This window comes from Sphaerotilus sp. FB-3, assembly GCF_023706025.1.
Classification (GTDB): domain Bacteria; phylum Pseudomonadota; class Gammaproteobacteria; order Burkholderiales; family Burkholderiaceae_C; genus Sphaerotilus; species Sphaerotilus sulfidivorans.
The window spans coordinates 63559-84826 of record NZ_BQWE01000015.1; the positions used below are offsets into that span (position 1 = coordinate 63559).

The window sequence follows — 21268 nt, forward strand, 5'->3', positions numbered from 1 at the left end:
GGTGCCGAAAGATGATCGATCGGGGCATGAGATTGAACCGATGTGGGTGAGGGCGCAGCATGAGCCCATCTTCAACGCCCGCACCGCCAGGTCTGCACCATGTCCACTGCCTCTGCATCGCCCTCTGTCTCCGCTCCGTCCCTCGCGGCGGCTGTGGCCGATCTGTCTGATCTGTCCGAAGAGATGCCGGCGCTGCGCTCACGCCGCGCCGGCGGCCGCCCGCAGCGTGACAGCCGGGCCTGGCGCGCCCAGGTCTGGATCTCCTTCGGCCTGGCGGTGGCGCTGTGCGCCGGCGGTCTGGCCGGCCTGCCGGGCCAGAGCCTCGACCGCGCCTTCATGGTGATGGGCTACCTGTTCTGTCTGTGCTCGGCCTTCGTGCTGTCGAAGTTCGTCCGCGACCGCGAGAGCCGTCCGGATGCGGATGCGCCGATGTGGGCCTGGGTGGTGCGCGGCAGCTTCGTGATGGCGATGAGCCTGACCGCCTGGGGCCTGTGGCGCATGCAGGTCGAGGATGTCTGGAAGGCCTACCTCGGCGTGAGCTGGCTCTATCTGATCTCGTCGGCCTTCACGCTGGCCAAGACCCAGCGTGACGCCTGGGAGGCCGGCCGCTGAGCCGCCTGCCCCGCAATCCCACATCGCACTGTCCCCGTTTTTCCAAGGAGAAGCATGATGAAGACGCGCAAGGTCCTGACCTTGACCCTCGTGTTGTCGCTGGCCCTGCTCGGCGCCAGCGCACCGGCTGCCGCCCGGGGCGCCTCGGACGCCAGTGCCGCCTCGTCCGGGCTGTCCATCGGGGTGCCGGTGGCGGTGTCGGTGGTCGCGCCGTCGGCGGTGCTGGCCTCCGGCGCGGTGCTGACGGTGCTCAGCGTGCAGGCGCTGGCCTCCGGCACGGTCTGGGTGCTCGAGCGCGCCTCGGACGGCGTGCGGGTGGTGGTGAACTTCAGCGCCACCGGTGCCGAGGCGGTCTCGGTGGGGGTGGGCGCGGCGGTGGTCGTGACCGCGATCAGCGCCGGCTGGATCCTGTCGAGCGCCGGCCGGGCGCTGTGCTTCCTGCCCAGCGAGCGCGGCGCCGCGCTGCTGCACCATGAAAGGATCTCGCGATGAACGCCGCTCCTGCCCTGAATCCGACCCTGGCGGTCCTGGTGGTGGCCGGTGCGCTGCTGGCGACGACGAGCCCGCCGGCGCAGGCCGGTCGCGGCTGCGAGACGAAGCCGGTCAGCACCGAGACGCTGGTGCGCTCGCTGGAGCTGGCCGAGCGCACCGCGCGCTGGCTGGATGCCAGCGGCGCCGGGGTGGTGCTGCTGGCGCGGCGCGGCCAGAACCTCGATGCCTACGGCGTGCAGTGGTCGCACCTGGGCTACGCCTACCGCGACGAGCGCGCCAGGGCCTGGCGGGTGGTGCACAAGCTCAACCACTGCGGCACCGCCGAGTCGGCGCTGTACCGGCAGGGACTGGCGGAGTTCTTCTCGGACGATCTCTACCGCTTCGAGGCCGGCGTGCAGGTGCTGGCGCCGGCCACGCAGAAGGCGCTGCGCCCGCTGCTGGAGGACAACACCCGCGCGGCCACGCTGCATGAGCCGGCCTACAGCATGGTCGCCTGGCCCTGGGCGACCCGCTACCAGCAGAGCAACCAGTGGGCACTGGAGACGCTGGCGCTGGCGATGGAGCCCTCCGCGACCGACCGGGCCCGGGCGCAGTCCTGGCTGCAGTTCAAGGGCTATGTGCCGACGACGCTGCGCATCGACGCGATGAAGCGCCTGGGCGCGCGTGTCGGCAGCGCGCACATCGCCTTCGACGATCACCCTAACGCGCAGCGCTTCGCCGATCGCATCGACACCGTCACCGTCGACTCGGTCTTCCGCTTCGTGCAGAGTGCGAGACTGGCCAGCCCGGCGCAGACGATCCGATGACGCACTGGAAAAACTGAACCGGCAAAACCGTTCTTTCCGCGCGCGGGATTCTCCGGATTGCCGCGATCATCGGCACGGTTCCCGCCGTGCGCCTGAAGCCTGACCGCGATGATGCCCATCGATACCCCGTCAACGCCTGCCGCCGAGCCGAGCCAGTTCGCGCTGCTCGGCCAGCGCCGCTTCGCGCCCTTCTTCTGGACCCAGTTCCTGGGGGCGGCCAACGACAACCTGTTCAAGTTCGCCCTGACCGTGCTGGTGACCTACCAGCTGCAGCTGGCCTGGCTGCCGCCGTCGCTGGCCGGGCTGGTGATCGGGGCGCTGTTCATCCTGCCCTTCGTGCTGTTCTCGGCCACCGCCGGGCAACTCGCCGACAAGCTCGACAAGGCGCTGCTGATGCGCTTCGTCAAGTCGCTCGAGATCGGCATCATGGCGCTGGCCGGCTGGGCCTTCGTGCAGACCGACGACCAGGTGCGGGTGGCCACGCTGCTGGCCTGCGTCTTCGCGATGGGGCTGCACTCGACGCTGTTCGGCCCGGTCAAGTTCGCCTACCTGCCGCAGCACCTGTCCGAGCGCGAGCTCACCGGCGGCAACGGCATGGTCGAGATGGGCACCTTCGTGGCCATCCTGCTGGGCAATGTGGCCGGCGGCCTGCTGATCGGCCTGCCGCAGGTGGGGCCGGCGGCGGTGGCCGTGGCCTGCGTGGCGCTGGCGCTGCTGGGCCGGCTGACCGCGCATCAGGTGCCGGCGACGCCGGCGACCGATCCGGGCCTGCGCATCAACCTGAACCCGCTGACCGAGACCTGGCGCAACCTGAAGCTCGCGCATGGCCACCTCGTGGTGTTCCGCTCGCTGCTGGGCATCTCGTGGATGTGGTTCTTCGGAGCGGTCTTCCTGAGCCAGTTCCCGGCCTTCGCCAAGGAGGTGCTGCACGGCGACGAGCGGGTGGCCTCGCTGCTGCTGGTGGTGTTCTCGGTGGGCATCGGCGCGGGCTCGCTGCTGTGCGAGGTGCTGTCGCGCCGCCAGGTCGAGATCGGCCTGGTGCCGCTGGGCGCGATCGGCATGACGGTGTTCGCGGTCGACCTGTACTTCGCGTCGAGCGGTCTGGCCACGCCGGCCGCGTCCTGGGGCGTGGCGGGCTTCCTGGCGCAGCCGGCGCACTGGCGCGTCATGCTCGACCTGGCGCTGATGGCGCTGTCTGCCGGGCTCTACAGCGTGCCGATGTACGCGCTGATCCAGCTGCGCGCCCCGAAGAGCCACCGCGCGCGCATCATCGCCGCCAACAACATCCTCAACGCGCTCTTCATGATCGCCAGCTCCCTGCTGGCCGGCGCGATGCTGTCGGCGGGCTTCAGCATCGCGGAGGTCTTCCTGGCCACCGGCCTGGCCAATGCGCTGGTGGCGGGCTACATCTTCCTGCTGGTGCCGGAGTACCTGCTGCGCTTCGTCGCCTTCTTGCTGACCCATGTCGTCTACCGGCTGCGGGTGAGCGGCGCCGGGCACATTCCGGCCGAGGGGCCGGCGGTCATCGCCGCCAACCATGTGAGCTTCGTCGATGCGCTGGTGCTGGCGGCGGTCAGCCCGCGGCCGATCCGCTTCCTGATGGACCACCGCATCTTCGCCACCCCGGTGCTGGGGGCGCTGTTCCGGCTGGCCGGCGCGATTCCGGTGGCGCCGCAGAAGGAGGATCCGGTGGTCTACCAGCGTGCCTTCGAGGCCGCCTCGAAGGTGCTGGCCGACGGCGACCTGCTGGGCATCTTTCCCGAAGGCGGCATCACCCGCGACGGCCGGCTGCAGCCCTTCCGCGGCGGCATCGCCCGCATCATCGAGCGCGATCCGGTGCCGGTGGTGCCGGTGGCGCTGCTCGACCTGTGGGGCTCGAGCTTCTCTCGCATCGAGGGCGGCCGCGCGCTGGCCCGGCCGCTGCGCCGGGGTCTGTTCAGCCGCATCGGCGTGGCGGTGGCCGCGCCGATGCCCGCCCGCGGGCTCACGCCGGAAGCCCTGCAGCACCAGGTGCAGCACCTGCTCGACATTCATTCCCTTTCCAGAACATCGACACCGACCCCATGAACGTCTCCGCCCCCGCTCCGCTGCTGTCCCCTGCCATCGAACCGAGCGTCAGCGTCGTGCGTGATGCCGACGGCCTGAGCGCGCTGCGCACCGACTGGGAAGCGCTCGAGCGTCGGGCGGTGCATGGCGGGCCCTTCGTGCGCTGGCGCCATGTGCAGCTGGCCGCGCGTCACCTGCTCGGCGCCGGCGACGAGCTGCATGTGCTGACGGTGCGCGCCGACGACGAGCGCCTGATCGGCGTGCTGCCGCTGCTGCGCACCAGCGAGCGCCACTACGGCATGACGCTGAAGGTGCTGCGCCAGATCGGCATCCTGGAGGGCGACCGCCCGGGCGTGCTTGCGCTGGACGATGCCGATGCGGTCTGGGCCGCGCTGTGGCGCCATCTGCAGGCGACCCGGGCCGACTGGCAGGTGCTGGACCTGCGCGAGCTCGACCCCGGCAGCTGGCCGCTGCGCGAGCTGGCCGAGCCGGGTCCGGGCTTCCAGGCCGAGCTGGGCGATGACGTGATCTCGACCTTCCAGCCGCTGACCGGCACCTGGCCGGCCCATCTGTCGCGCCGACCGGAGGCCCTGCGCGAGCAGCGGCTGCAGGCGCGCCAGCAGCTGGCCGCGGCCATGCCGGGGCTGTGCGTGGCGGTGGCCGACACGCCGCAGGACATCCTGGCCGCCTTCGACCGCTATCTCGCGCTCGAGGCCGGGCTGCGCGAGCAGGGCGGCGGCGTGACGATCGGCGGCGACGAGCGCCGGGTCGCCTTCTACCGCGAGTGGCTGCCGCGCCTGGCGGCCGACGGCGACGCGGCGGTCTGGCTGCTGGGCAGCGTCGAGCAGGGCGAGGTCGCCGGTCTGCTGCGGCTGCGCAGCGGCCACATCTGGATCGAGCGCCACGCCTGCTTCGATCCGGCCCGCGCCGCGCACACGCCCAGCCTGCTGCTGCTGCTCGAGGCGCTGCAGCACGGCTTCGCCACCACCGCGACCGAGAGCCGGCTGGTGAATCTGCGCGAGCCCGCCGGGGCAGCGGCCTCGGCGATGTCCTGGTACGACGACTGCCTCCAGACCCGGCGCCTGTCGGTCTGGAACCTGCACTCGAAGCTGGCGCCGGTGGCTTTCCTGAAAGGCCTGGGGCGGCGCCTGCGCGGCTGAGCGGACCGCCCGCTGTCGGCGCCCTCAGCGCGCCGACAGCGTCATGCCGACCTGTGGCGTCCAGCCGGCCTGTCCCGCCAGCAGCTTCGGCGCGGCGACGAAGACCCGCTCGTTGGCCAGGCCGCGCTCGCGCAGCGCGTCGCGCACCGCCTCGGCGCGCGCGGTGGCCAGCTCGCGCCAGTCCTCGTCGTCGACCGGCTCGGCCGCGGCCAGCGCGGCGGTGGCGGTGCTGCCGGCGGGCACGCCGCCCTTGAGCCGCTGCGTCACCAGCAGCGCGAGCAGGCGCTGGCGCTCGGCATCGGTCATCGCTCGGGCGGTCTCGTCGGCGAGATCGGCGCGCGCGCCGGCGCGGGCCAGCTCGCGCCGGTGCAGCGCCTGCAGCCGGCGCTCCAGCGCCGCGGCCTGCCAGGCGGCGCGCTCGGCCTCGCGGTCGGCCTCGCCGGCCAGCGTCACCGTCAGGGCCGGCCGGTCGGCCAGCGAGCGCGCGACGCGGTCGAGCAGTGCCGGTGCGTCAGGCTGCAACTGCGCCAGCCCGGGCAGGAAGGCCACCCGGCTCAGGTCCTCGCCGCTGCCGCCCGACAGCAGCGAGAACGGCGCGGTCAGCGCCTTGGTCAGCACGTTGCCGAGGACCTTGAGCACCAGGCCGAAGACGCTGAACTGCGGGTCGTTCAGCGAGCCGCCGATCGGCAGATCCAGGTCGATGACGCCGTGGCGGTCGCTCAGCAGCGCCACCGCCAGCCGCACCGGCAGCTTCGTCGCGTCGGGGCTGTCGACCGCCTCGCCGAAGGTGAGCTGGTTGAGCACCAGCCGGTTCGTCGCGTCGAGCCGGCCGCTCTCGTCGATGCGGTAGGCCACGTCCATCGACAGCTTGCCGCGCTCGATGCCGTAGCCCGCGTACTTGCCGGAATAGGGCGACAGCGGCGCCAGCTCGATGTCGCTGGCGCGCGCCTGGATGTCGAGCGCCGGCGGGCTGGCCAGCGGCTGCAGCCGCCCCGATACCGACAGGTCGCCAGTGCGCGCGACCTTGCCGGCCAGCGTCAGCGTCGCCATCTCGCGCGAGCCGCTGCGCCAGGCCCCGAGCTGGCCGTGCAGTTCGTCGAGGTCGGCGCTGTAGTTCGGGCGGATGAAGCGGTCCTCGAAGTCGATGCGCGCGCGGCTCAGCCGGGTCGGGCCGATGTCGAGGTCGACCGGCAGCTCGGCCGGCGCGGACGCTGCCGAGGCCGCAGCCGGCGCCGACGTGACGGCGACCGGCCGCTCGCCGGCATCGCGCAGGTTGAATCTGCCCTCCGGCGTGATCATCAGCCGTGCGAACAGGCCGTCGAGCGCGGTCTCGCGCAGGCTTACCTTCGGGCGCGTGCCCGGCTGCAGTGCCACGTCCAGCCCTTGCAGCGAGAGCGTCTGCCAGCTCAGCAGCTCGGCGCCGTCGTCGCCTTCGGTGCTGCCGCCGCTGCCGCTGCCTGCGCCGCGCTGCCGGGTGTGCAGCTGCAGGTCGGCGAGCCGGCCGTCGCCGCGCAGCCCGAGCTGCAGGCCGGCGGCGGGCTGGCGCAGCGTCAGCTCGCCGTCCCAGCCCAGCCGCGCGCGCACCAGCTCGACGCCGGGCATCGGCGGCGCGTAGGGCGCCAGCAGGTGCAGCGGCAGCGCCTGCAGCTTCAGCCGCGCCGACACCGCCAGCGGCTCGAGCGCGAGCTGGCCGCGGGCGTCGATCACCGGCGCGCTCGGGCCGGCGCGGCGGGTGCTGCCCTCGCCGCGCAGGTCGGCGGCGAGCTGCCAGCGCAGCGGCGCGGCCAGCCGGTCGCCGCGCCACTGCAGGTCCTGCACGCCGAGCTGCAGCCGCTCGATCTCGAGCGCGACATCGTCCTCGGGCTGCAGGTCGCGCCAGCCCAGGCGGCCGTCCTCGAGCTGCAGCGCACCGAGCCGCAGCGACCAGCCCGGCGTCGGCGGCTCGACGGCGGCCGGCGCCTTCGGGGGCGCCGACGTGGATGCCGCCGGGGGCGTGGCCAGCCAGTCGGCCAGATTCAGGCGTCCTTGCGCGTCGCGCTCCAGCCGGGTGCGCGGCTGCTGCAGCCGCAGCCGGCCGATCTCGACCTGGCGGGCGTTCAGGTCGATCTGGCCCGCCTCGATCTCCAGGTGCTCCAGCGTCGCCAGCGGCGGCGTGGCGACCGGGGCGTCGGGCGTGCTCAGCTTCAGCGCGGCCAGCTCGCCGCGTTCGAGCGCGATGTTCAGTGCCGGCGCGTCGCCCGCCTGCCAGCGCAGCCGCGCCTGCGCCGCCAGCCGGCCGTCGAGCCGCGGTTTCAGCACCGGGCGCAGGTAGGGCGCAAACGCCTCCAGCCCGAGTGCGTCGATCTTCAGGGTCAGGTCGGCCGCGCCCGGATCGGCCTGGCCCTCGACCGCCAGCGTGCCGCGCGCCGGTGCGGCCAGCGCGGCCTCGAGCTTCAGCCGCGCGGGCTGCTGCATCGGCCAGGCCAGCGCGCCGGTCTCGAGCGACAGATGCTCGAGCGCGAGGCGGGCGGCGGGCTGCGTCGTCGCGTCCTGCCAGCCGATGCGGGTGTCGTGCAGCGCCAGCGCCTCGACGCTGACCTGCCAGGCCGGTGCGGCCGGCGGCGCCGCACTGTCCGGTACCGCCAGCCTGGCAAGATTCAGCCGCCCCTGCGCGTCGCGCGCCAGGTCGAGCGTCAGCCCGTCGAGCGTGATCGCGCCGAAGGCCAGGCGCCGAGCCAGCGGCTGCACGTCGCGCAGCGCGATGTCGAGGTCGTTCCAGCCCAGCAGCGCGCGGCCGTCGCGGTCGGCGAAGGCCAGCGCCTGCGCCTGCACCCGGCCGCTCAGGCGCACCACCGGCGGCACACCGACCGGGGCGTCGAAGTCGAGCTTCAGCTCGGTGCCGATGCGCCCGCGCAGCAGTCGCACCGGCAGCGCCGCCGGCCAGTGGCCCAGCCACGGCGCCAGATCGAGCTGCGGCAGCGAGAAGCTCGCCTGCGTGCGGCGGTGCGGCGCGAACGGCCGGCCCTGCGCCTGGCTGTCGAAGCGCGCACCATCCAGCACGAAGGCCAGCCGCGGCGTCACCTCGATCTCGACCTGCGAGGGCAGCGTCGACAGGAAGGGCAGCGTGAGCGTCAGCTCGCCGAGCTGGTGGATCCGGCCGGTCGGCCGGTCGTCGAAATGCACCGAGCCGTCGCTCAGTCGCAGGTTGTGCAGCGCGAAGCGTGCCGGGCCGTGCTCGGGCTGCGGCGCGGGCGACGGCGCGGCCAGCCGGGCGATCAGGTCGTCGATGTCGTAACGGCCCTCGGCGGTACGGGTCAGGCGCAGTGTCGGCGCCTCGATCTCCAGCGCCGCCACCACCGGCGCCAGCTGCCACAGCGAGGCCGCGTCGAGATCGGCCCGCAGCCGTGCGACTTCCAGCAGCGGCTCGGCCGATGGCGCGCCGGGCGCGGCGCCGATGCGCAGCCGCTCGATCGCCAGATCCATCGCCCAGGGTCGGATGCTGACCCGCTCGAGCGTGACCGGCCGCCCCAGCGCCTGGCTGGCCTGGCGCTCGACCAGCGACTTCAGCAGCGGCGGCAGCGCCAGCCAGGCCAGCAGCCACAGCAGCAGCAGGCCGGCCAGCATGATCGTGGCGGCACGCAGCAGCCGGGGAGGGTGGTGCGGGCGGGTGTTCTCGGGGACGTCGACAGTCATCAGCGGCGGCGGGATCGTTCTTCGAGGGGCCTTCAGGTGGGTCAACGCGCGAGCCGGGCCGCGCGCGGACCGCGATCGTGACACGGACCTGTTGCTGCATGACCCCGGCTTGACGCCTGGAGGGCATGTCACCACAATGCGCCCCACGCTCCGGGGTGCCCCGGGTCGGCAAAGCCTCATCCAGAACCAGGACGGGGCCTTGCGGATCCGATGTGCTGAGATGGTCCAAGACCGAACCCGCTGTACTTGACCCGGTTAATACCGGCGTAAGAAGAGCCTGCACCTCGGCCCCTGCCAGTCCGTCGCCTCTCTCGCGACGACCGGTACCGCGGCCCCGGGAGTCCCTTCGGAGCGCGACCCGACCGCCTGAAACCGAAGGAACCCTCCGATGAACGCCCCCGACAAGCTCCAGGAACTGCTCACGCTGACCCGCGAGCCGTTCCCCGCCTCCACCAAGGTCCATGTCGAAGGCAGCCGGCCCGACATCCGCGTGCCGATGCGCGAGATCGCGCTGACCAACGGCGAGCGGGTCACGGTCTATGACACCTCCGGCCCCTACACCGACCCGACCACCGCGATCGACATCCGCCAGGGCCTGGCGCCGGTGCGCGCCGGCTGGATCGAGGCGCGTGGCGACACCGAAAGCTACACCGGCCGCCAGCGTGTCGCGCTGGACGACGGCGGCAAGAACGAGGAGCGCGACGGCGGTCGCATCGAGCAGCTGCGTGCCGAGGCCGCCGGCCTGCAGCGCCAGCCGCGCCGCGCCAAGGCCGGCGCCAACGTCTCGCAGATGCACTATGCGCGCCAGGGCATCGTGACGCCGGAGATGGAATACATCGCCATCCGCGAGAACGGCAAGCGCGAGTGGATGCGCGAGTACCTGCAGGACGCCGAGCGCGAGGCCCGCCTGAAGGGCAACGCGATGGGCGCGCGCATCCCCGAGATCATCACGCCGGAGTTCGTGCGCGACGAGGTGGCCCGCGGCCGCGCGGTGATCCCGGCCAACATCAACCACCCGGAAGTCGAGCCGATGATCATCGGCCGCAATTTCCTGGTGAAGATCAACTCGAACATCGGCAACTCGGCCGTCACCTCGTCGATCGAGGAAGAGGTGGAGAAGCTGGTCTGGTCGATCCGCTGGGGCGGCGACACGGTGATGGATCTGTCCACCGGCAAGAACATCCACACCACCCGCGACTGGATCCTGCGCAACTCGCCGGTGCCGATCGGCACGGTGCCGATCTACCAGGCGCTGGAGAAGGTCGGCGGCATCGCCGAGGACCTGAGCTGGGAGATCTTCCGCGACACGCTGATCGAGCAGGCCGAGCAGGGGGTGGACTACTTCACCATCCACGCCGGCGTGCGCCTGCCCTTCGTGCCGATGACGACCAAGCGCCGCACCGGCATCGTCAGCCGCGGCGGCTCGATCCTGGCCAAGTGGATGATCACGCACCACAAGGAGAACTTCCTCTACACGCATTTCGAGGAGATCTGCGAGATCATGAAGGCCTACGACGTCACCTTCTCGCTGGGTGACGGCCTGCGCCCGGGCTCGGGTGCCGACGCCAACGACGAGGCCCAGTTCGCCGAGCTGCGCACCCTGGGCGAGCTGACCGAGATCGCCTGGAAGCACGATGTGCAGACCATGATCGAAGGCCCCGGCCATGTGCCGATGCACATGATCCAGGCCAACATGGACGAGCAGCTCAAGCACTGCAAGGAGGCGCCCTTCTACACGCTGGGCCCGCTGACCATCGACATCGCCCCGGGCTACGACCACATCGCCTCGGCGATCGGCGCGGCGATGATCGGCTGGATGGGCACCGCGATGCTGTGCTACGTGACGCCGAAGGAGCACCTGGGCCTGCCGGACCGCGACGACGTGAAGGCGGGGATCATCGCCTACAAGATCGCCGCGCACGCGGCCGACGTGGCCAAGGGCCATCCGGGCCAGCGCGCCCGCGACGACGCGATGAGCAAGGCGCGCTTCGAGTTCCGCTGGCGCGACCAGTTCGCGCTCGGCCTGGATCCGCAGACTGCCGAGGAATACCACGACGAGACGCTGCCGAAGGACTCGTCGAAGGAAGCGCACTTCTGCTCGATGTGCGGCCCGAAGTTCTGCTCGATGAAGATCACGCAGGACGTGCGCGACTACGCCGAGAAGGGCATGGCCGAGAAGTCGGCCGAGTTCAAGGCGGCGGGCGGCGAGTTCTACATCCCGATCCAGCCGGCGAAGGGCTGAGCCATGCTGCTGCGCATCGGCATCGCCGGCGCGGGCGTGCTGGGCCGCCTGCTGGCCTGGCAGCTCTCGCACGCCGGACACGCGGTCGAGGTCTTCGATCCGGCCGCGGGCCCGGAGCCGCGCGGCGACGGCCTGGGGCCGGCGGGCTTCACCGCCGCCGGCATGCTCAGCCCGCTGGCCGAGCTGGACGCGGCCGGGCCGGAGGTGGCGACATTGGGCCTGCGCTCGGTGCCGCTGTGGGCCGAGGTGGCGCAGCGGCTGGCCGCACTCGACGGTCAGGGCGATGCGACGCGCTACTTCCGCCAGCGCGGCAGCCTGATGCTGGCCCACGGGCCGGACCTGGGCGCGGCGCAGCGGGTGCTCGCGCGCCTGTCGACCGCGCCGGCCGGTCTGTCCGAGCCGCGCCGGCTGACCCGCCCGGCGCTGCTCGACCTCGAGCCGGCGCTGCTGCCGGGCCTGCACGCCTGGTTCCTCGACGGCGAGGGCCAGGTCATGCCGCAGGCGGTGCTGCCGGCGCTGTGCGCGCTCGCCCGCGAGGTGCGCTGGCGCTGGGGCCGTTCGGTCGCCTCCACCGCCCCCGGCACGATCACGCTGGACGATGGCGCGGCGCACGGCTTCGACCTCGTCTTCGACGTGCGCGGCCTGGGCGCGCGGCCGCAGGTGGCGACCCTGCGCGGCGTGCGCGGCGAGGTGATCTGGCTGCATGCGCCCGGCGTGCCGCTGTCGCGCCCCTTGCGGCTGCTGCATGCGCGCCACCGGGTCTACATCGTGCCGCGGCCGGACGATCGCATCGTCATCGGCGCCAGCGAGATCGAGAGCGAGGACCGCTCGCCGGTGAGCCTGCGCTCGGCGGTCGAGCTGATGGCCGCCGCGCACAGCGTGCTGCCGGCGCTGGCCGAGGCGCGCACCCTGCACATGGAAACCAATCTGCGCCCGGCGCTGCCCGACAACGCGCCGCGGCTCGACATCGAACCCGGCCGCGTCGCGATCAACGGCCTGTTCCGCCACGGCTGGCTGCTCGCGCCGGCCCTGATCGAGCAGGCGCTGCAACACACGGCATTGTCATCATGAAGATCCACGTCAACGGCGACCCCGTCGAGCTGCCCGAGGGCACGACGCTGGCCGAGCTGCTGCAGCGCCTGGGCCACGCGCCCGAGGCGGTCGGCAGCGCGGTCGAGGGCCGCCATGTGCCGCGCGCCGCCCGCGCCACGCGGGTGCTGGCCGACGGCGAGTCGGTCACGCTGTTCCAACCCATCGTCGGAGGCTGAAACGCCATGAGCGCCCTGAATGCCACGCTGAACCCGTCCGCCTGGCACGCCTACTGCGTCACGCTGAACAGCCGCCTGCTGCTCGGCACCGCCGGCTATCCCTCGCCGCAGGCGCTGCACGAGGCCATCGTCGCTTCCGGCACCGAGGTGGTCACCGTCGGCCTGCGCCGCGTCCATGCGGGCGAGGGCGGCGACAACGGCCACATCGCCGCGATCCGCTCGGCGCTGCGCGAGCAGGGCGCACGCCTGCTGCCCAACACCGCCGGCTGCCGCACCGCCCGCGAGGCGGTCGAGCTGTCGCACATGGCCAGAGAGCTGTACGGCACCGCCTGGATCAAGCTGGAAGTCGTCGGCGACGAGCAGACGCTGCAGCCCGACCCGTGGGAGCTGGTGCTGGCCGCCGAGGAGCTGGTGCGCGAGGGCTTCCAGGTCTTCCCCTACTGCACCGACGACCTCGTCACCTGCCAGCGCCTGCTCGACGTGGGCTGCGAGGTGCTGATGCCCTGGGGCGCGCCGATCGGCTCCGGCCAGGGTCTGATCAACCCGTGGGCGCTGCGCACGCTGCGCGAGCGGCTGCCGCAGGTGCCCTTGATCGTCGATGCAGGCATCGGTGCGCCGGCGCATGCGGTGCAGGCGATGGAGCTGGGCTATGACGCGGTGCTGCTGAACTCGGCGGTGTCGCAGGCGCGCGATCCGGTGCGCATGGCCGCCGCCTTCGGGCGCGCAGTGCAGGCCGGGCGGCTCGGCTTCGAGGCCGGCGTGATGGCGCCGCAGGCGATGGCGGTGGCCACCACGCCGGTCAGCGGCCGGCCCTTCCTGCTGTGACGGCCGCACCGATGTCGGATCGTCCTGTTCTCTGGAGCGTCGCCGGCAACGACAGCGGCGGCGGCGCAGGTCTCAGCGCCGACGCGCGTGCCGCCGAAGGCTGCGCGGTCCACCTCTGCCCGGTGGTCGCCTCGATCACCGCGCAGAACTCGCTCGGCGTCGACCGCGTCGTGCCGGTGGCGGCGGAGGTGCTCGACGCACAGCTCGCCGCGCTGGCGGCCGACCTGCGCCCGAGCGTCATCAAGACCGGGCTGATCGGCAGCGCCGAGGGCGTGGCGGTGCTGATGCGCTGGCTGGCGCGCTTCGACGCCGAGGGCGGGCCGCGCGTGCGCCTGGTGGTCGATCCGGTGCTGGGCGCCAGCGCGGGCGGCGCCGCGTTCTGCGATGACGCGCTGCTGGCGGCCTACCGCGAGCGGCTGCTGCCGCGTGCCGATCTGATCACGCCGAACCGGCGCGAGGCGGCGCGGCTGCTGGGCGTGGCTGACGCCGCGACGCCGGCCGAGGTGCCGGCGCAGGCCGCGGCGCTGCGTGCGCTCGGGGCCGGCGCGGTGGCGATCACCGGCGGCGACAGCGCGGACGGCGCCGCCGACCGCACCGATGCGCTCGACTGGATCGACACGCCGCTGGCACGCGGCTGGCTCGCGCTGCCGCGGCTGGACGCACGCCACACGCACGGCACCGGCTGCACCTTCGCGACCAGCGCCGCCGCGGCGATGGCGCGCGGCTTCGTCACCGCCGACGCGCTGGTGCTGGCCAAGATGGCGACCACCGCGGCGATCGCGGCCGGCCATGCGGCGGGCCAGGGCGCCGGGCCGGTCGGCTTCGATGCGGGCTTTGCGGGCGACGCACGCCGGCTGCCGCGCCTGGGCTGCGACGAGACGCCGCCGGGGCCGGTGGTCGTGCCGCCCGAGCGGTGGCCGGGCGGCCTCTACGCGATCAGCGACTCGTTCGCGCAGGCCGCGCCGCTGCTGGCCGCCGCCGCCGAGGTGGCGGGCCTGTGCGCGCTGCAGCTGCGCATCAAGCGCGCCGCACACCGCGGCCTGGACGACGCGGCCTTCGCCGAGGCGCTGCAGGTGCAGATCGGCCAGGCGCAGGCGGCGATCGCGGCGCTGCCGGCCGAGCGCCGCCCGGTGCTGGTGATCAACGACCACCACGCGCTGGTGCTCGACGCCATCGAGGCCGGTCGGCTGGACGCGGCGTCGATCGCGCTGCACCTGGGCCAGGAGGACATGCTGGCGCTGGGCGCGGCCGGGCGGGCGCGTCTGGCAGCAGCCCAGGCGCGCGGGCTGCGGCTGGGCCTGAGCTCGCACAGCCTGTGGGAGCTGGCGCGCGCGACCGCGCTGCAGCCGGCCTATGTCGCCTGCGGCCCGGTCTGGGCGACGACGACCAAGGACATGCCGTGGACGCCGCAGGGCCTGCACAACCTGGGCTGGTGGGCGCGCATGGCGCCGGTGCCGGTGGTCGGCATCGGCGGCGTGCTGGATGAGACGCAGGTCGAGGCGGTCATGGCCGCAGGCGCCGCCGATGTCTGCCTGGTGCGGGCGCTGGCCGCGCAGCCGGGGGACGCCGATCCGGCTGCCGCTCAGCGCGAGCGGCTCGCGCGGATGGCCGCCGCCTGTCAGCGCGGCCGCGAGCCTTCTGCCGCGCTGGCCGCGCCGCTCTGGCCGCGTGCCAGTCTGGATCCCGCAGCCGAGGCGGGCATCGTGGCCTGAGTCGCGTCGGTGTTCGCCGGCAGGCCCGGCGGCCCCGAGCGGCCGGCGCACCAGGCAGGCACCTGATCGGCGGGCAGCTCGCGTCCGCAGGCCGGACCCTGGGCCGCATCGCAGCCCAGCTCGGCCAGCCAGGCGCGGGTCAGCAGATCGTCGACGCCGGTGGCCACCACCCGCGCCTGCCAGCCCTGTGCCAGCGCGACCAGCGCACGCACCACCGCGATGCGCTGGGCCTCGCTGCGCAGCAGGCCCAGCGAGGTGGAGTCGAACTTCAGCTCGGCCACGCTGGCCGGCGCGGCCATCGCCAGATGCAGCGCCATGCCGTCGCCCTCGTCGTCGATCGACAGCGGCACGCCGGCGCTGCTCAGCGCCTCGATCACCTCGGCGCCGCGCTGCATGATCGCGGCGCTGCGGGCCTCGACCGTCAGGTCGGGCGCCGGCCAGCGGTGGCGGTCGAGCAGGGCCAGCAGCGCGGGTGCGAGCGTCGGTTCGTCCAGCAGCCGGCCGGGCAGCGGCAGCGACAGCCTGACCTTCAGGCCTTGGCGGCGCCAGCCGCTGGCGGCCTGCAGCGCCCGGTCCAGCAGGCCGAGCAGCTGATGCTGCTGCTGGCTGCGGTCCTGGCGTGGCGGCGCGCCGATCGAGGTCGGTGCGAAGTCGGTGCTGCTGCCGCTGCCCGGGCCACCGGCGCCGGCCACGATCTGCAGTCGCAGCAGTCCGCCTTCCTGCAGGTCGATCACCGGCACGAAGCCGGGTGTGCAGGCCTCGTCCTCGGGCTCCGGCGCGGGTTCGCAGCGGCTGGCGGTGCCCAGGCCGCGCGGCTCGTACAGCGCGGTGATGACCTGTGCGCCGCGGGCCTGCTCCAGCGCGGCGCAGGCCTGCTGCAGCAGCACGCCGGCATCGGCCGCATGGCGCGGGCACAGCGCCACGCCGATGTGCACCTGCAGCCGTCCGGCGAAGCCCGCGGCCATCTTCTGGCCCATCGTCATCAGGCCGCCGACCGATGGATTGCCGGGAATCAGCGCCAGGAACTCGTCCGGGCCGCTGAGCGCGAAGCTGTCGGTATGGCGGCTCATCGCCAGCAGCTGATGCGCGAACTCGTCGCGCAGCGCCTCGGGTTCGGCCCGGCTGGGGCCGGGCGGCCCGGGCAGCACCGAGATGCCGATGCACATCAGCGCGAAGGCCGCGCCACCCCGGCTGACCGAGGCCACCGCCTGGCCGAGCCGGTCGAGAAGCAGGTCACGGTGCGGCAGACCGGTGCGGGCATCGATCAGGCCCAGATGACGCAGCGTCGCGTCATGGTCCTGCTCCTGCAGCGGCCCGTCTTCCATCACCACGATGCGCAGCTGGTTCATGAGGTCAAGGTTCCGGCGGTTTCCGGTTGAAAGCGATGCCAGCCAAGGTAGCAGCCCGGGGCGCTCCTGTCCTTGTGTTCCGCTTGCAGGGCGGGGGGTGGCGGCATGTGCTCAGGCTCTCTTCAAGATGTTCCGCCAGGCCCCGGGCATCATTCAATTTGTTTCTTTTTGTTACTTGCGGGAGGCCAAGGGCGACATGGAAGCGATGGCACTGTGGCATGGACTGGGCGGGCTGGCGACTGCGGCGGGGCTGCTGCTGGCGGGCGCGGGCGGCATGCATCTGCTGACCCGGCAGCGGGTGCGCGCGCATCTCGATGCGCACCAGCGCCAGTGCTGGACCGAGCAGGACCACTGGCTCGACGAGCATCAGGCGCGGCTGCAGGCGCTCGAGGGCGAATTGCCCGCGCTGCGCCAGGTGCGCGACGAGGCGGTCTGGCGCGAGGCCGAGCTGCAGCGCGAGATCGAGGCGCTGCAGGCGGCGCGCCGTCATGTCGAGCAGGCCCTGGGCCAGCAGCTGGTGCAGCAGGACCGGCAGATCGGCGGCGAGCGCGCGGCGCATCGCCGGGAGGTCGAGGCGCTGCGCAGCCAGCTCGCGGCCGCGCGTGCCGAGGTGGCTCAGCTGCTCGGGCTGCTCGAGGAGTCGGATGCGGCGCGTGCGCGGCTGCAGGCGCGGGTGGAGCGTCTGCCGCCGGTCTCGCGCTCGGCGGTGGCGGCCGAGGGTCGCCGTGCCGGTCCGGTGCGGCTGGCGCTGCGCGGCACCGGGGTCAGCGGCACCGGTGCGGACGAGGGGAGTGTCGACCTGCCGTCCGAGCGGCGCCGGCGTGTGGTGCCGCTGCCGCCCGGCATGAACGACCGCCGGGTCAGCGGCGCGGGCGCCCGGCTGCGGGCGCTGACCTGATCCTGACCGGTGCGGACGGCCGTGCCGGCCGCACCGCCGTCCAGGCCGGATCGCCGTAGGCCTGGAAGGCGCCCCAGCTCAGGTCGCCCGCCAGGGCCCGTTCGCGCGCGCTCTGCCGAGCCCGGAAGACCGCTTCGCCGAAGGGTTGCCCGTGCTGCAGCAGCTCGCGGTAGAAGGTGGTGCCGAACTGTGCCGCGCCCGCGTCGCTGACCGCCCAGCCCGCCACCAGCACGCAGCGCACGCCGATGTCGATCAGCGTCTGCGCCAGGCTGGCGGCGCGCTGCGGCGGTGTCGTGCGGCCGTCGTCCAGACGGCCGAGATGGCAGCAGTTCAGGAAGACCAGTTCCGGCACCGGGTCCATCGCGCCGATCTCGATGGCGGTCAGCATCAGGTCGTCGGAGAGCATGACGCCGCAGCGCCCGCCGGGGCCGTCCGGCAGCCGGCCATGCGCGCTGACATGCAGCAGATGCAGCGGCCGGGCATGGAGCTGGCGCAGCACCCGGCCCGCCAGGGCCTCTTCGCCGACCAGCAGCGTCGACGCCTGGCCGCAGTCCTGCAGCAGCCGGTGGATCTGCGTCGCCTCCTCGGCCGCCTCGGGCAGGGGCTCGAGCGGGTCGCCGCTGCCTTGACTGCTGCGGGTGAGCGTGGAGGGATTGCCGATGACCAGCGCCGCCTGGCCCGGACTGCGCCGCACCTGGCGGCGAAAGCTGCTGCTGGCGAGCTGGCGCACCAGCGGCATGCGCAGCGCCAGCGGCTCGGCCGGGCCGATGGCAGGATCTTCGGCCAGCAGCAGCTCCCAGGGCACCGCAGCGCTGTGCGCATCGACCACCAGCACCGCGCGCGACAGCTGGCGCACGGTTTCCCGGAAGTCCGGCGGCACCAGCAGATGGAAGAGTGTTCGGCCCAGCTCGGCATCCCAGCCCGGCGCGCCGGCGATGTCTGCCGGGCGCAGCAGCGCATCGAGCAGACCGGGCTGCAGCGGCTGGCCGACCGCCTCGGCGCGTGCCCGTGCGCCCAGGTGCAGATAGTCCAGCGCGCCGTCGGCGCGTGTGCGCACCAGCAGCCGCGGCCAGTAGCTGCCAGCGGTGCCGGCCGCGTTCGAGCCGCCATGGGCGGTCGAGCCCGAGGCGGCACGCACACGATGGCCGCGGCTGCGCAGCAGCGTGCCTTGCCAGTCCAGCGTCAGGCCGCCGTGCTCGGCCAGCCGCTGCAGCCGCGGCGCCAGCCGGTCGAGCTGCTCCGCCGCCGCCTGCGCCAGGTCGGGGCGAAGCTCGACCAGCTCGAGACGAGCGATGCGGATGGCGCTGCCAGCCACCTCGGCGAAGCGCTGGCTGGCCTGCAGCACCCCGAGCACCAGCGCCTCGACCACGGTCTCCAGGCCCAGATTCGCGGCCGAGTTGCTGCCCAGCAGCAGCGTGCCCAGCGTGAAGGCGCGCGGGCCGGGGCCGAGCTGGTCGCGCACCTGCAGCAGCAGACGCAGCGCGCCGGTGCGCACCGCCTCGGTCAGGCCGAGGCTGCCCAGCGTGCCGTCATAGGGCCCCAGTCCGGTCACGACCGCGCCGCGCAGCGGCGCGCTGTCGCTCTGGCCGCCGCGCAGCACCACGGTCGCGGTGCCGATCGGGCCGGCGTACAGGCCGAGCCGATGGCGATCGCTCAGGGCGCCGTCGAGCGTCTGGTCGATCAGCGCCTGCGGTCCGGCGATCGGATCCTGCTCATGCTGCCCGACCAGCAGCGGCAGCGCGAGGCCGCGCAGATCGCCGGCACGCACCTGCACGCTCAGCGTCGGCCGGGCGGAGGTGGCGGCCGTGGCGGCCGTGGCGGCGTCCGCGTCCGCGCTCAAACGGTGAAGGGCTTCTGGGCCAGGAAGGTGGCGCAGGGACCCAGGGTGTAGAGGTTGGGCGTCTGCGTCGGCTCCATGCCGGCGACGATCACATGACGGAACTGGGTGTGGTTGCCGCCGAAGCGGCCCTGGTTCCAGACCTCCAGCAGCCGGCCGGTGAAGGCGCCGTTGAATTCGCCGTCCATCGAGGTCTGGTTGTCCTGGCAGCCCGAGATCAGGATGACCGAAGGCAGGAACTTCGTGACCACGCCGGTCAGCCGGCTGCTGTCGATGCGCACCTGCGCCAGCGCCGCATCCGGATCGATCACGCCGCCGGACCGGGCGGCCTCGGCCGCGACCTCCTGCTGCAGCCCGTCATAGAAGTCCTGGTGATCGCGGTAGGTCTTGCGCGCGATCTGGCGCGGCATCAGGCGCGGGCGCGGCTGGCCCGGCAGCACCACCGGAGGCGAGGCCGGCGCCGCGCGGGTCACCGTGCCGCTGTGGCAGCTGTCGGACAGCACCAGCACCCGCACGCCCGCGGCGAAGCGGCTCAGCTCCAGGTAGAGCTCGTCGTCGATCAGCTGGCCGTCCCACAGGCACCAGGTCTCGTCCAGGCGATCGACTTCCTCGCCGCTGGTGTCGGGCACCTGGCCGCCGTGGCCGGAAAAGGTCAGCAGGAAATAGTCGCCCGACTTCAGCGTTCCCGATGCCGCGCGCAGCGCCTTCCGCACCGCCGCGCGGCTGGCCTGGGCGCCGAGCAGCACCGTCGGCTTCAGGCCCTTCGACAGCGCCAGGGCCCGCATGTCGGCCGCATCGGCCTCGCAGGCGAAGAGTTCGCCGTCCCAGCCGGCATAGTGACCGGGATCGACCTTGTTCAGGCCGATGTGCAGCGACAGCGCCCGGCGCTTGGCAGCGGCGGAGGCCGATGCGGCCGGGCGGGGGGTGGCGCGCTTCTTCGGGGCGCTGGTCGGGATGGTGCTCATGCGCGGTTTCCTTCCTGATGTGTCCCGATCTGAAATCTTGATCGAGGATGGAAGTGGAGAATTCCGGCGCTTTTCTGTCCATCGGGCGGGCGTGCAGATGCCAATTCGTGGCGCCGAGGATGTCACGACCCCGCGTAGAATCGTTCATCGGGCCCAAATTCTGCGGCCCGGTGCCGGCGGCTTCCCCAGCCGCCTCCGACCGGTCCCCAGGTCAAGCGCTCGCAGTCCTGCGGCGGCACTGCATTCCCGTCGCCGCACCCCACCGACTCCGAGAGCCTTTCCCGTCATGGACATCTTCGACTACGACAACGTGCTGCTGCTGCCGCGCCAGTGCCGCGTGGACAGCCGCAGCGAGTGCGACACCTCCGTCGTCTTCGGCGGCCGCCGCTTCCACCTGCCGGTCGTGCCGGCCAACATGAAGACCGTGCTCGACGCGCCGCTGGCCGCCTGGCTGGCGGCGAACGGCCATTTCTACGTGATGCACCGCTTCGACCTCGACACGGTCGCCTTCGCGCGCTCGATGCGCGAGCAGGGCCTGTTCGTGTCGATCAGCTCGGGCGTGAAGCCGCACGACTTCGCGGTGATCGACCGCCTCGCCGCCGAGGGTCTGGGCGCCGACTACATCACCATCGACATCGCGCACGGGCACGCCGAATCGGTGCGCCGCACCATCGAGCACATCAAGGCGCGGCTGCCGCAGGCCTTCGTCATCGCCGGCAATGTCGGCACGCCCGAGGCGGTGATCGACCTGGAGAACTGGGGCGCCGACGCCACCAAGGTCGGCATCGGCCCGGGCAAGGTCTGCATCACCCGGCTGAAGACCGGCTTCGGCACCGGCGGCTGGCAGCTTTCGGCGCTGAAGTGGTGCGCGCGGGTGGCGACGAAGCCGATCATCGCCGACGGCGGCATCCGCCACCACGGCGACATCGCCAAGAGCGTGCGCTTCGGTGCGGCCATGGTGATGATCGGCTCGCTCTTCGCCGGCCACGAGGAGTCGCCGGGCAAGACGGTCGAGGTCGACGGCCGGCTCTACAAGGAGTACTACGGCTCGGCCAGCGACTTCAACAAGGGCGAGTACCGTCATGTCGAGGGCAAGCGCATCCTCGAACCCGTCAAGGGCCGGCTGGCCGACACGCTGCGCGAGATGCAGGAAGACCTGCAGAGCTCGATCTCGTATGCCGGCGGCACCCGGCTGGCCGACATCCGCCGCGTCAACTACGTGATCCTGGGCGGCGACAACGCCGGCGAGCATCTGCTGATTTGACATCCTCCCCGCCCTGAAGGACGAGGATTCCGGCAGACACGACCGCTTGCGCGGCCGAGCCTTCGGCGGGTTCCTGCTTCCTCGCGGCTGCGTGTCGTCCCCTCACGGGTCTGGCACGTC

General features: G+C 72.9%; 16 protein-coding genes and 1 riboswitch. Of the genes, 12 read left to right on the plus strand and 4 right to left on the minus strand.

The window, feature by feature from the left end; all coding sequences use genetic code 11:
• Positions 1–183: 183 nt before the first annotated feature.
• The 5 genes from NFT33_RS08180 to NFT33_RS08200 all read left to right on the plus strand — a co-directional run bounded on the left by NFT33_RS08180 (position 184) and on the right by NFT33_RS08200 (position 5116).
• The gene (locus NFT33_RS08180) at positions 184–612 is read left to right on the plus strand and encodes a YiaA/YiaB family inner membrane protein (protein ID WP_220785018.1); all 429 of its coding nucleotides are present in this window, start codon (positions 184–186) and stop codon (positions 610–612) included.
• A 90-nt stretch (positions 613–702) separates the two neighbouring features.
• A complete protein-coding gene (locus NFT33_RS08185; RefSeq protein ID WP_251674550.1) occupies positions 703–1104 on the plus strand; it encodes a hypothetical protein in 402 nt (133 codons plus the stop codon).
• A complete protein-coding gene (locus tag NFT33_RS08190) occupies positions 1101–1910 on the plus strand; it encodes a DUF2145 domain-containing protein (RefSeq protein WP_251674515.1) in 810 nt (269 codons plus the stop codon). The genes NFT33_RS08185 and NFT33_RS08190 overlap by 4 nt, the downstream gene beginning before the upstream one ends.
• A 108-nt stretch (positions 1911–2018) precedes the next feature.
• The gene (locus tag NFT33_RS08195; RefSeq protein WP_376744137.1) at positions 2019–3977 is read left to right on the plus strand and encodes an MFS transporter; all 1959 of its coding nucleotides are present in this window, start codon (positions 2019–2021) and stop codon (positions 3975–3977) included.
• Positions 3974–5116: a GNAT family N-acetyltransferase gene (locus NFT33_RS08200; protein WP_251674519.1), complete on the plus strand. Its 1143-nt coding sequence runs from the start codon at positions 3974–3976 to the stop codon at positions 5114–5116. The genes NFT33_RS08195 and NFT33_RS08200 overlap by 4 nt, the downstream gene beginning before the upstream one ends.
• Before the next feature lie 24 nt (positions 5117–5140).
• Here NFT33_RS08200 and NFT33_RS08205 read toward each other — a convergent pair whose 3' ends face one another.
• Positions 5141–8788, minus strand: coding sequence for a DUF748 domain-containing protein (locus NFT33_RS08205; RefSeq protein ID WP_251674521.1), 3648 nt, complete (start codon positions 8786–8788; stop codon positions 5141–5143).
• A gap of 182 nt (positions 8789–8970) precedes the next feature.
• Positions 8971–9080, plus strand: a riboswitch (TPP riboswitch).
• Positions 9081–9176: 96 nt separating this feature from the next.
• On the opposite strand from NFT33_RS08205, the gene thiC reads away from it, so the two are divergent.
• The 5 genes from thiC to NFT33_RS08230 are packed head-to-tail and all read left to right on the plus strand — an operon-like array spanning position 9177 to position 14835.
• A complete protein-coding gene (gene thiC, locus NFT33_RS08210) occupies positions 9177–11030 on the plus strand; it encodes a phosphomethylpyrimidine synthase ThiC (protein WP_251674523.1) in 1854 nt (617 codons plus the stop codon).
• A gap of 3 nt (positions 11031–11033) precedes the next feature.
• Complete coding sequence (locus tag NFT33_RS08215) at positions 11034–12101, plus strand: FAD-dependent oxidoreductase (RefSeq protein ID WP_251674526.1); 1068 nt, start codon at positions 11034–11036, stop codon at positions 12099–12101.
• Complete coding sequence (gene thiS / locus NFT33_RS08220) at positions 12098–12298, plus strand: sulfur carrier protein ThiS (RefSeq protein ID WP_220785003.1); 201 nt, start codon at positions 12098–12100, stop codon at positions 12296–12298. The genes NFT33_RS08215 and thiS overlap by 4 nt, the downstream gene beginning before the upstream one ends.
• A 6-nt stretch (positions 12299–12304) precedes the next feature.
• Positions 12305–13123, plus strand: a complete 819-nt coding sequence (locus NFT33_RS08225) for a thiazole synthase (RefSeq protein WP_251674528.1) — start codon at positions 12305–12307, stop codon at positions 13121–13123.
• Positions 13124–13134: 11 nt separating this feature from the next.
• Positions 13135–14835: a bifunctional hydroxymethylpyrimidine kinase/phosphomethylpyrimidine kinase gene (locus NFT33_RS08230; RefSeq protein ID WP_251674529.1), complete on the plus strand. Its 1701-nt coding sequence runs from the start codon at positions 13135–13137 to the stop codon at positions 14833–14835.
• On the opposite strand, the gene NFT33_RS08235 is transcribed toward NFT33_RS08230, so the two are convergent.
• A complete protein-coding gene (locus NFT33_RS08235) occupies positions 14742–16184 on the minus strand; it encodes a GGDEF domain-containing phosphodiesterase (RefSeq protein ID WP_251674531.1) in 1443 nt (480 codons plus the stop codon). The genes NFT33_RS08230 and NFT33_RS08235 overlap by 94 nt on opposite strands.
• A gap of 127 nt (positions 16185–16311) precedes the next feature.
• On the opposite strand from NFT33_RS08235, the gene NFT33_RS08240 reads away from it, so the two are divergent.
• On the plus strand, positions 16312–17082 hold the full coding sequence (locus NFT33_RS08240) for a hypothetical protein (RefSeq protein ID WP_251674533.1): 771 nt from the start codon (positions 16312–16314) through the stop codon (positions 17080–17082).
• On the opposite strand, the gene NFT33_RS08245 is transcribed toward NFT33_RS08240, so the two are convergent.
• A complete protein-coding gene (locus tag NFT33_RS08245; RefSeq protein ID WP_251674535.1) occupies positions 17045–18922 on the minus strand; it encodes a CHAT domain-containing protein in 1878 nt (625 codons plus the stop codon). The genes NFT33_RS08240 and NFT33_RS08245 overlap by 38 nt on opposite strands.
• Complete coding sequence (locus NFT33_RS08250) at positions 18919–19884, minus strand: caspase family protein (RefSeq protein WP_251674537.1); 966 nt, start codon at positions 19882–19884, stop codon at positions 18919–18921. The genes NFT33_RS08245 and NFT33_RS08250 overlap by 4 nt, the downstream gene beginning before the upstream one ends.
• A 286-nt stretch (positions 19885–20170) precedes the next feature.
• Between NFT33_RS08250 and NFT33_RS08255 the strand changes: the two genes are divergently transcribed.
• On the plus strand, positions 20171–21148 hold the full coding sequence (locus NFT33_RS08255; RefSeq protein WP_251674539.1) for a GMP reductase: 978 nt from the start codon (positions 20171–20173) through the stop codon (positions 21146–21148).
• Positions 21149–21268 lie beyond the last annotated feature (120 nt).

Excerpts from the sequence above, each read along its gene's own strand:
- NFT33_RS08180 (WP_220785018.1), top strand. The coding sequence starts at position 184 with ATGCCGGCGCTGCGCTCACGCCGCGCCGGCGGCCGCCCGCAGCGTGAC.
- NFT33_RS08190 (WP_251674515.1), top strand. The coding sequence starts at position 1,101 with ATGAACGCCGCTCCTGCCCTGAATCCGACCCTGGCGGTCCTGGTGGTG.
- NFT33_RS08195 (WP_376744137.1), top strand. The coding sequence starts at position 2,019 with ATGATGCCCATCGATACCCCGTCAACGCCTGCCGCCGAGCCGAGCCAG.
- NFT33_RS08200 (WP_251674519.1), top strand. The coding sequence starts at position 3,974 with ATGAACGTCTCCGCCCCCGCTCCGCTGCTGTCCCCTGCCATCGAACCG.
- NFT33_RS08205 (WP_251674521.1), bottom strand. The coding sequence starts at position 8,788 with ATGACTGTCGACGTCCCCGAGAACACCCGCCCGCACCACCCTCCCCGG.
- thiC (WP_251674523.1), top strand. The coding sequence starts at position 9,177 with ATGAACGCCCCCGACAAGCTCCAGGAACTGCTCACGCTGACCCGCGAG.
- NFT33_RS08215 (WP_251674526.1), top strand. The coding sequence starts at position 11,034 with ATGCTGCTGCGCATCGGCATCGCCGGCGCGGGCGTGCTGGGCCGCCTG.
- thiS (WP_220785003.1), top strand. The coding sequence starts at position 12,098 with ATGAAGATCCACGTCAACGGCGACCCCGTCGAGCTGCCCGAGGGCACG.
- NFT33_RS08225 (WP_251674528.1), top strand. The coding sequence starts at position 12,305 with ATGAGCGCCCTGAATGCCACGCTGAACCCGTCCGCCTGGCACGCCTAC.
- NFT33_RS08230 (WP_251674529.1), top strand. The coding sequence starts at position 13,135 with ATGTCGGATCGTCCTGTTCTCTGGAGCGTCGCCGGCAACGACAGCGGC.
- NFT33_RS08235 (WP_251674531.1), bottom strand. The coding sequence starts at position 16,184 with ATGAACCAGCTGCGCATCGTGGTGATGGAAGACGGGCCGCTGCAGGAG.
- NFT33_RS08240 (WP_251674533.1), top strand. The coding sequence starts at position 16,312 with ATGTTCCGCCAGGCCCCGGGCATCATTCAATTTGTTTCTTTTTGTTAC.
- NFT33_RS08250 (WP_251674537.1), bottom strand. The coding sequence starts at position 19,884 with ATGAGCACCATCCCGACCAGCGCCCCGAAGAAGCGCGCCACCCCCCGC.
- NFT33_RS08255 (WP_251674539.1), top strand. The coding sequence starts at position 20,171 with ATGGACATCTTCGACTACGACAACGTGCTGCTGCTGCCGCGCCAGTGC.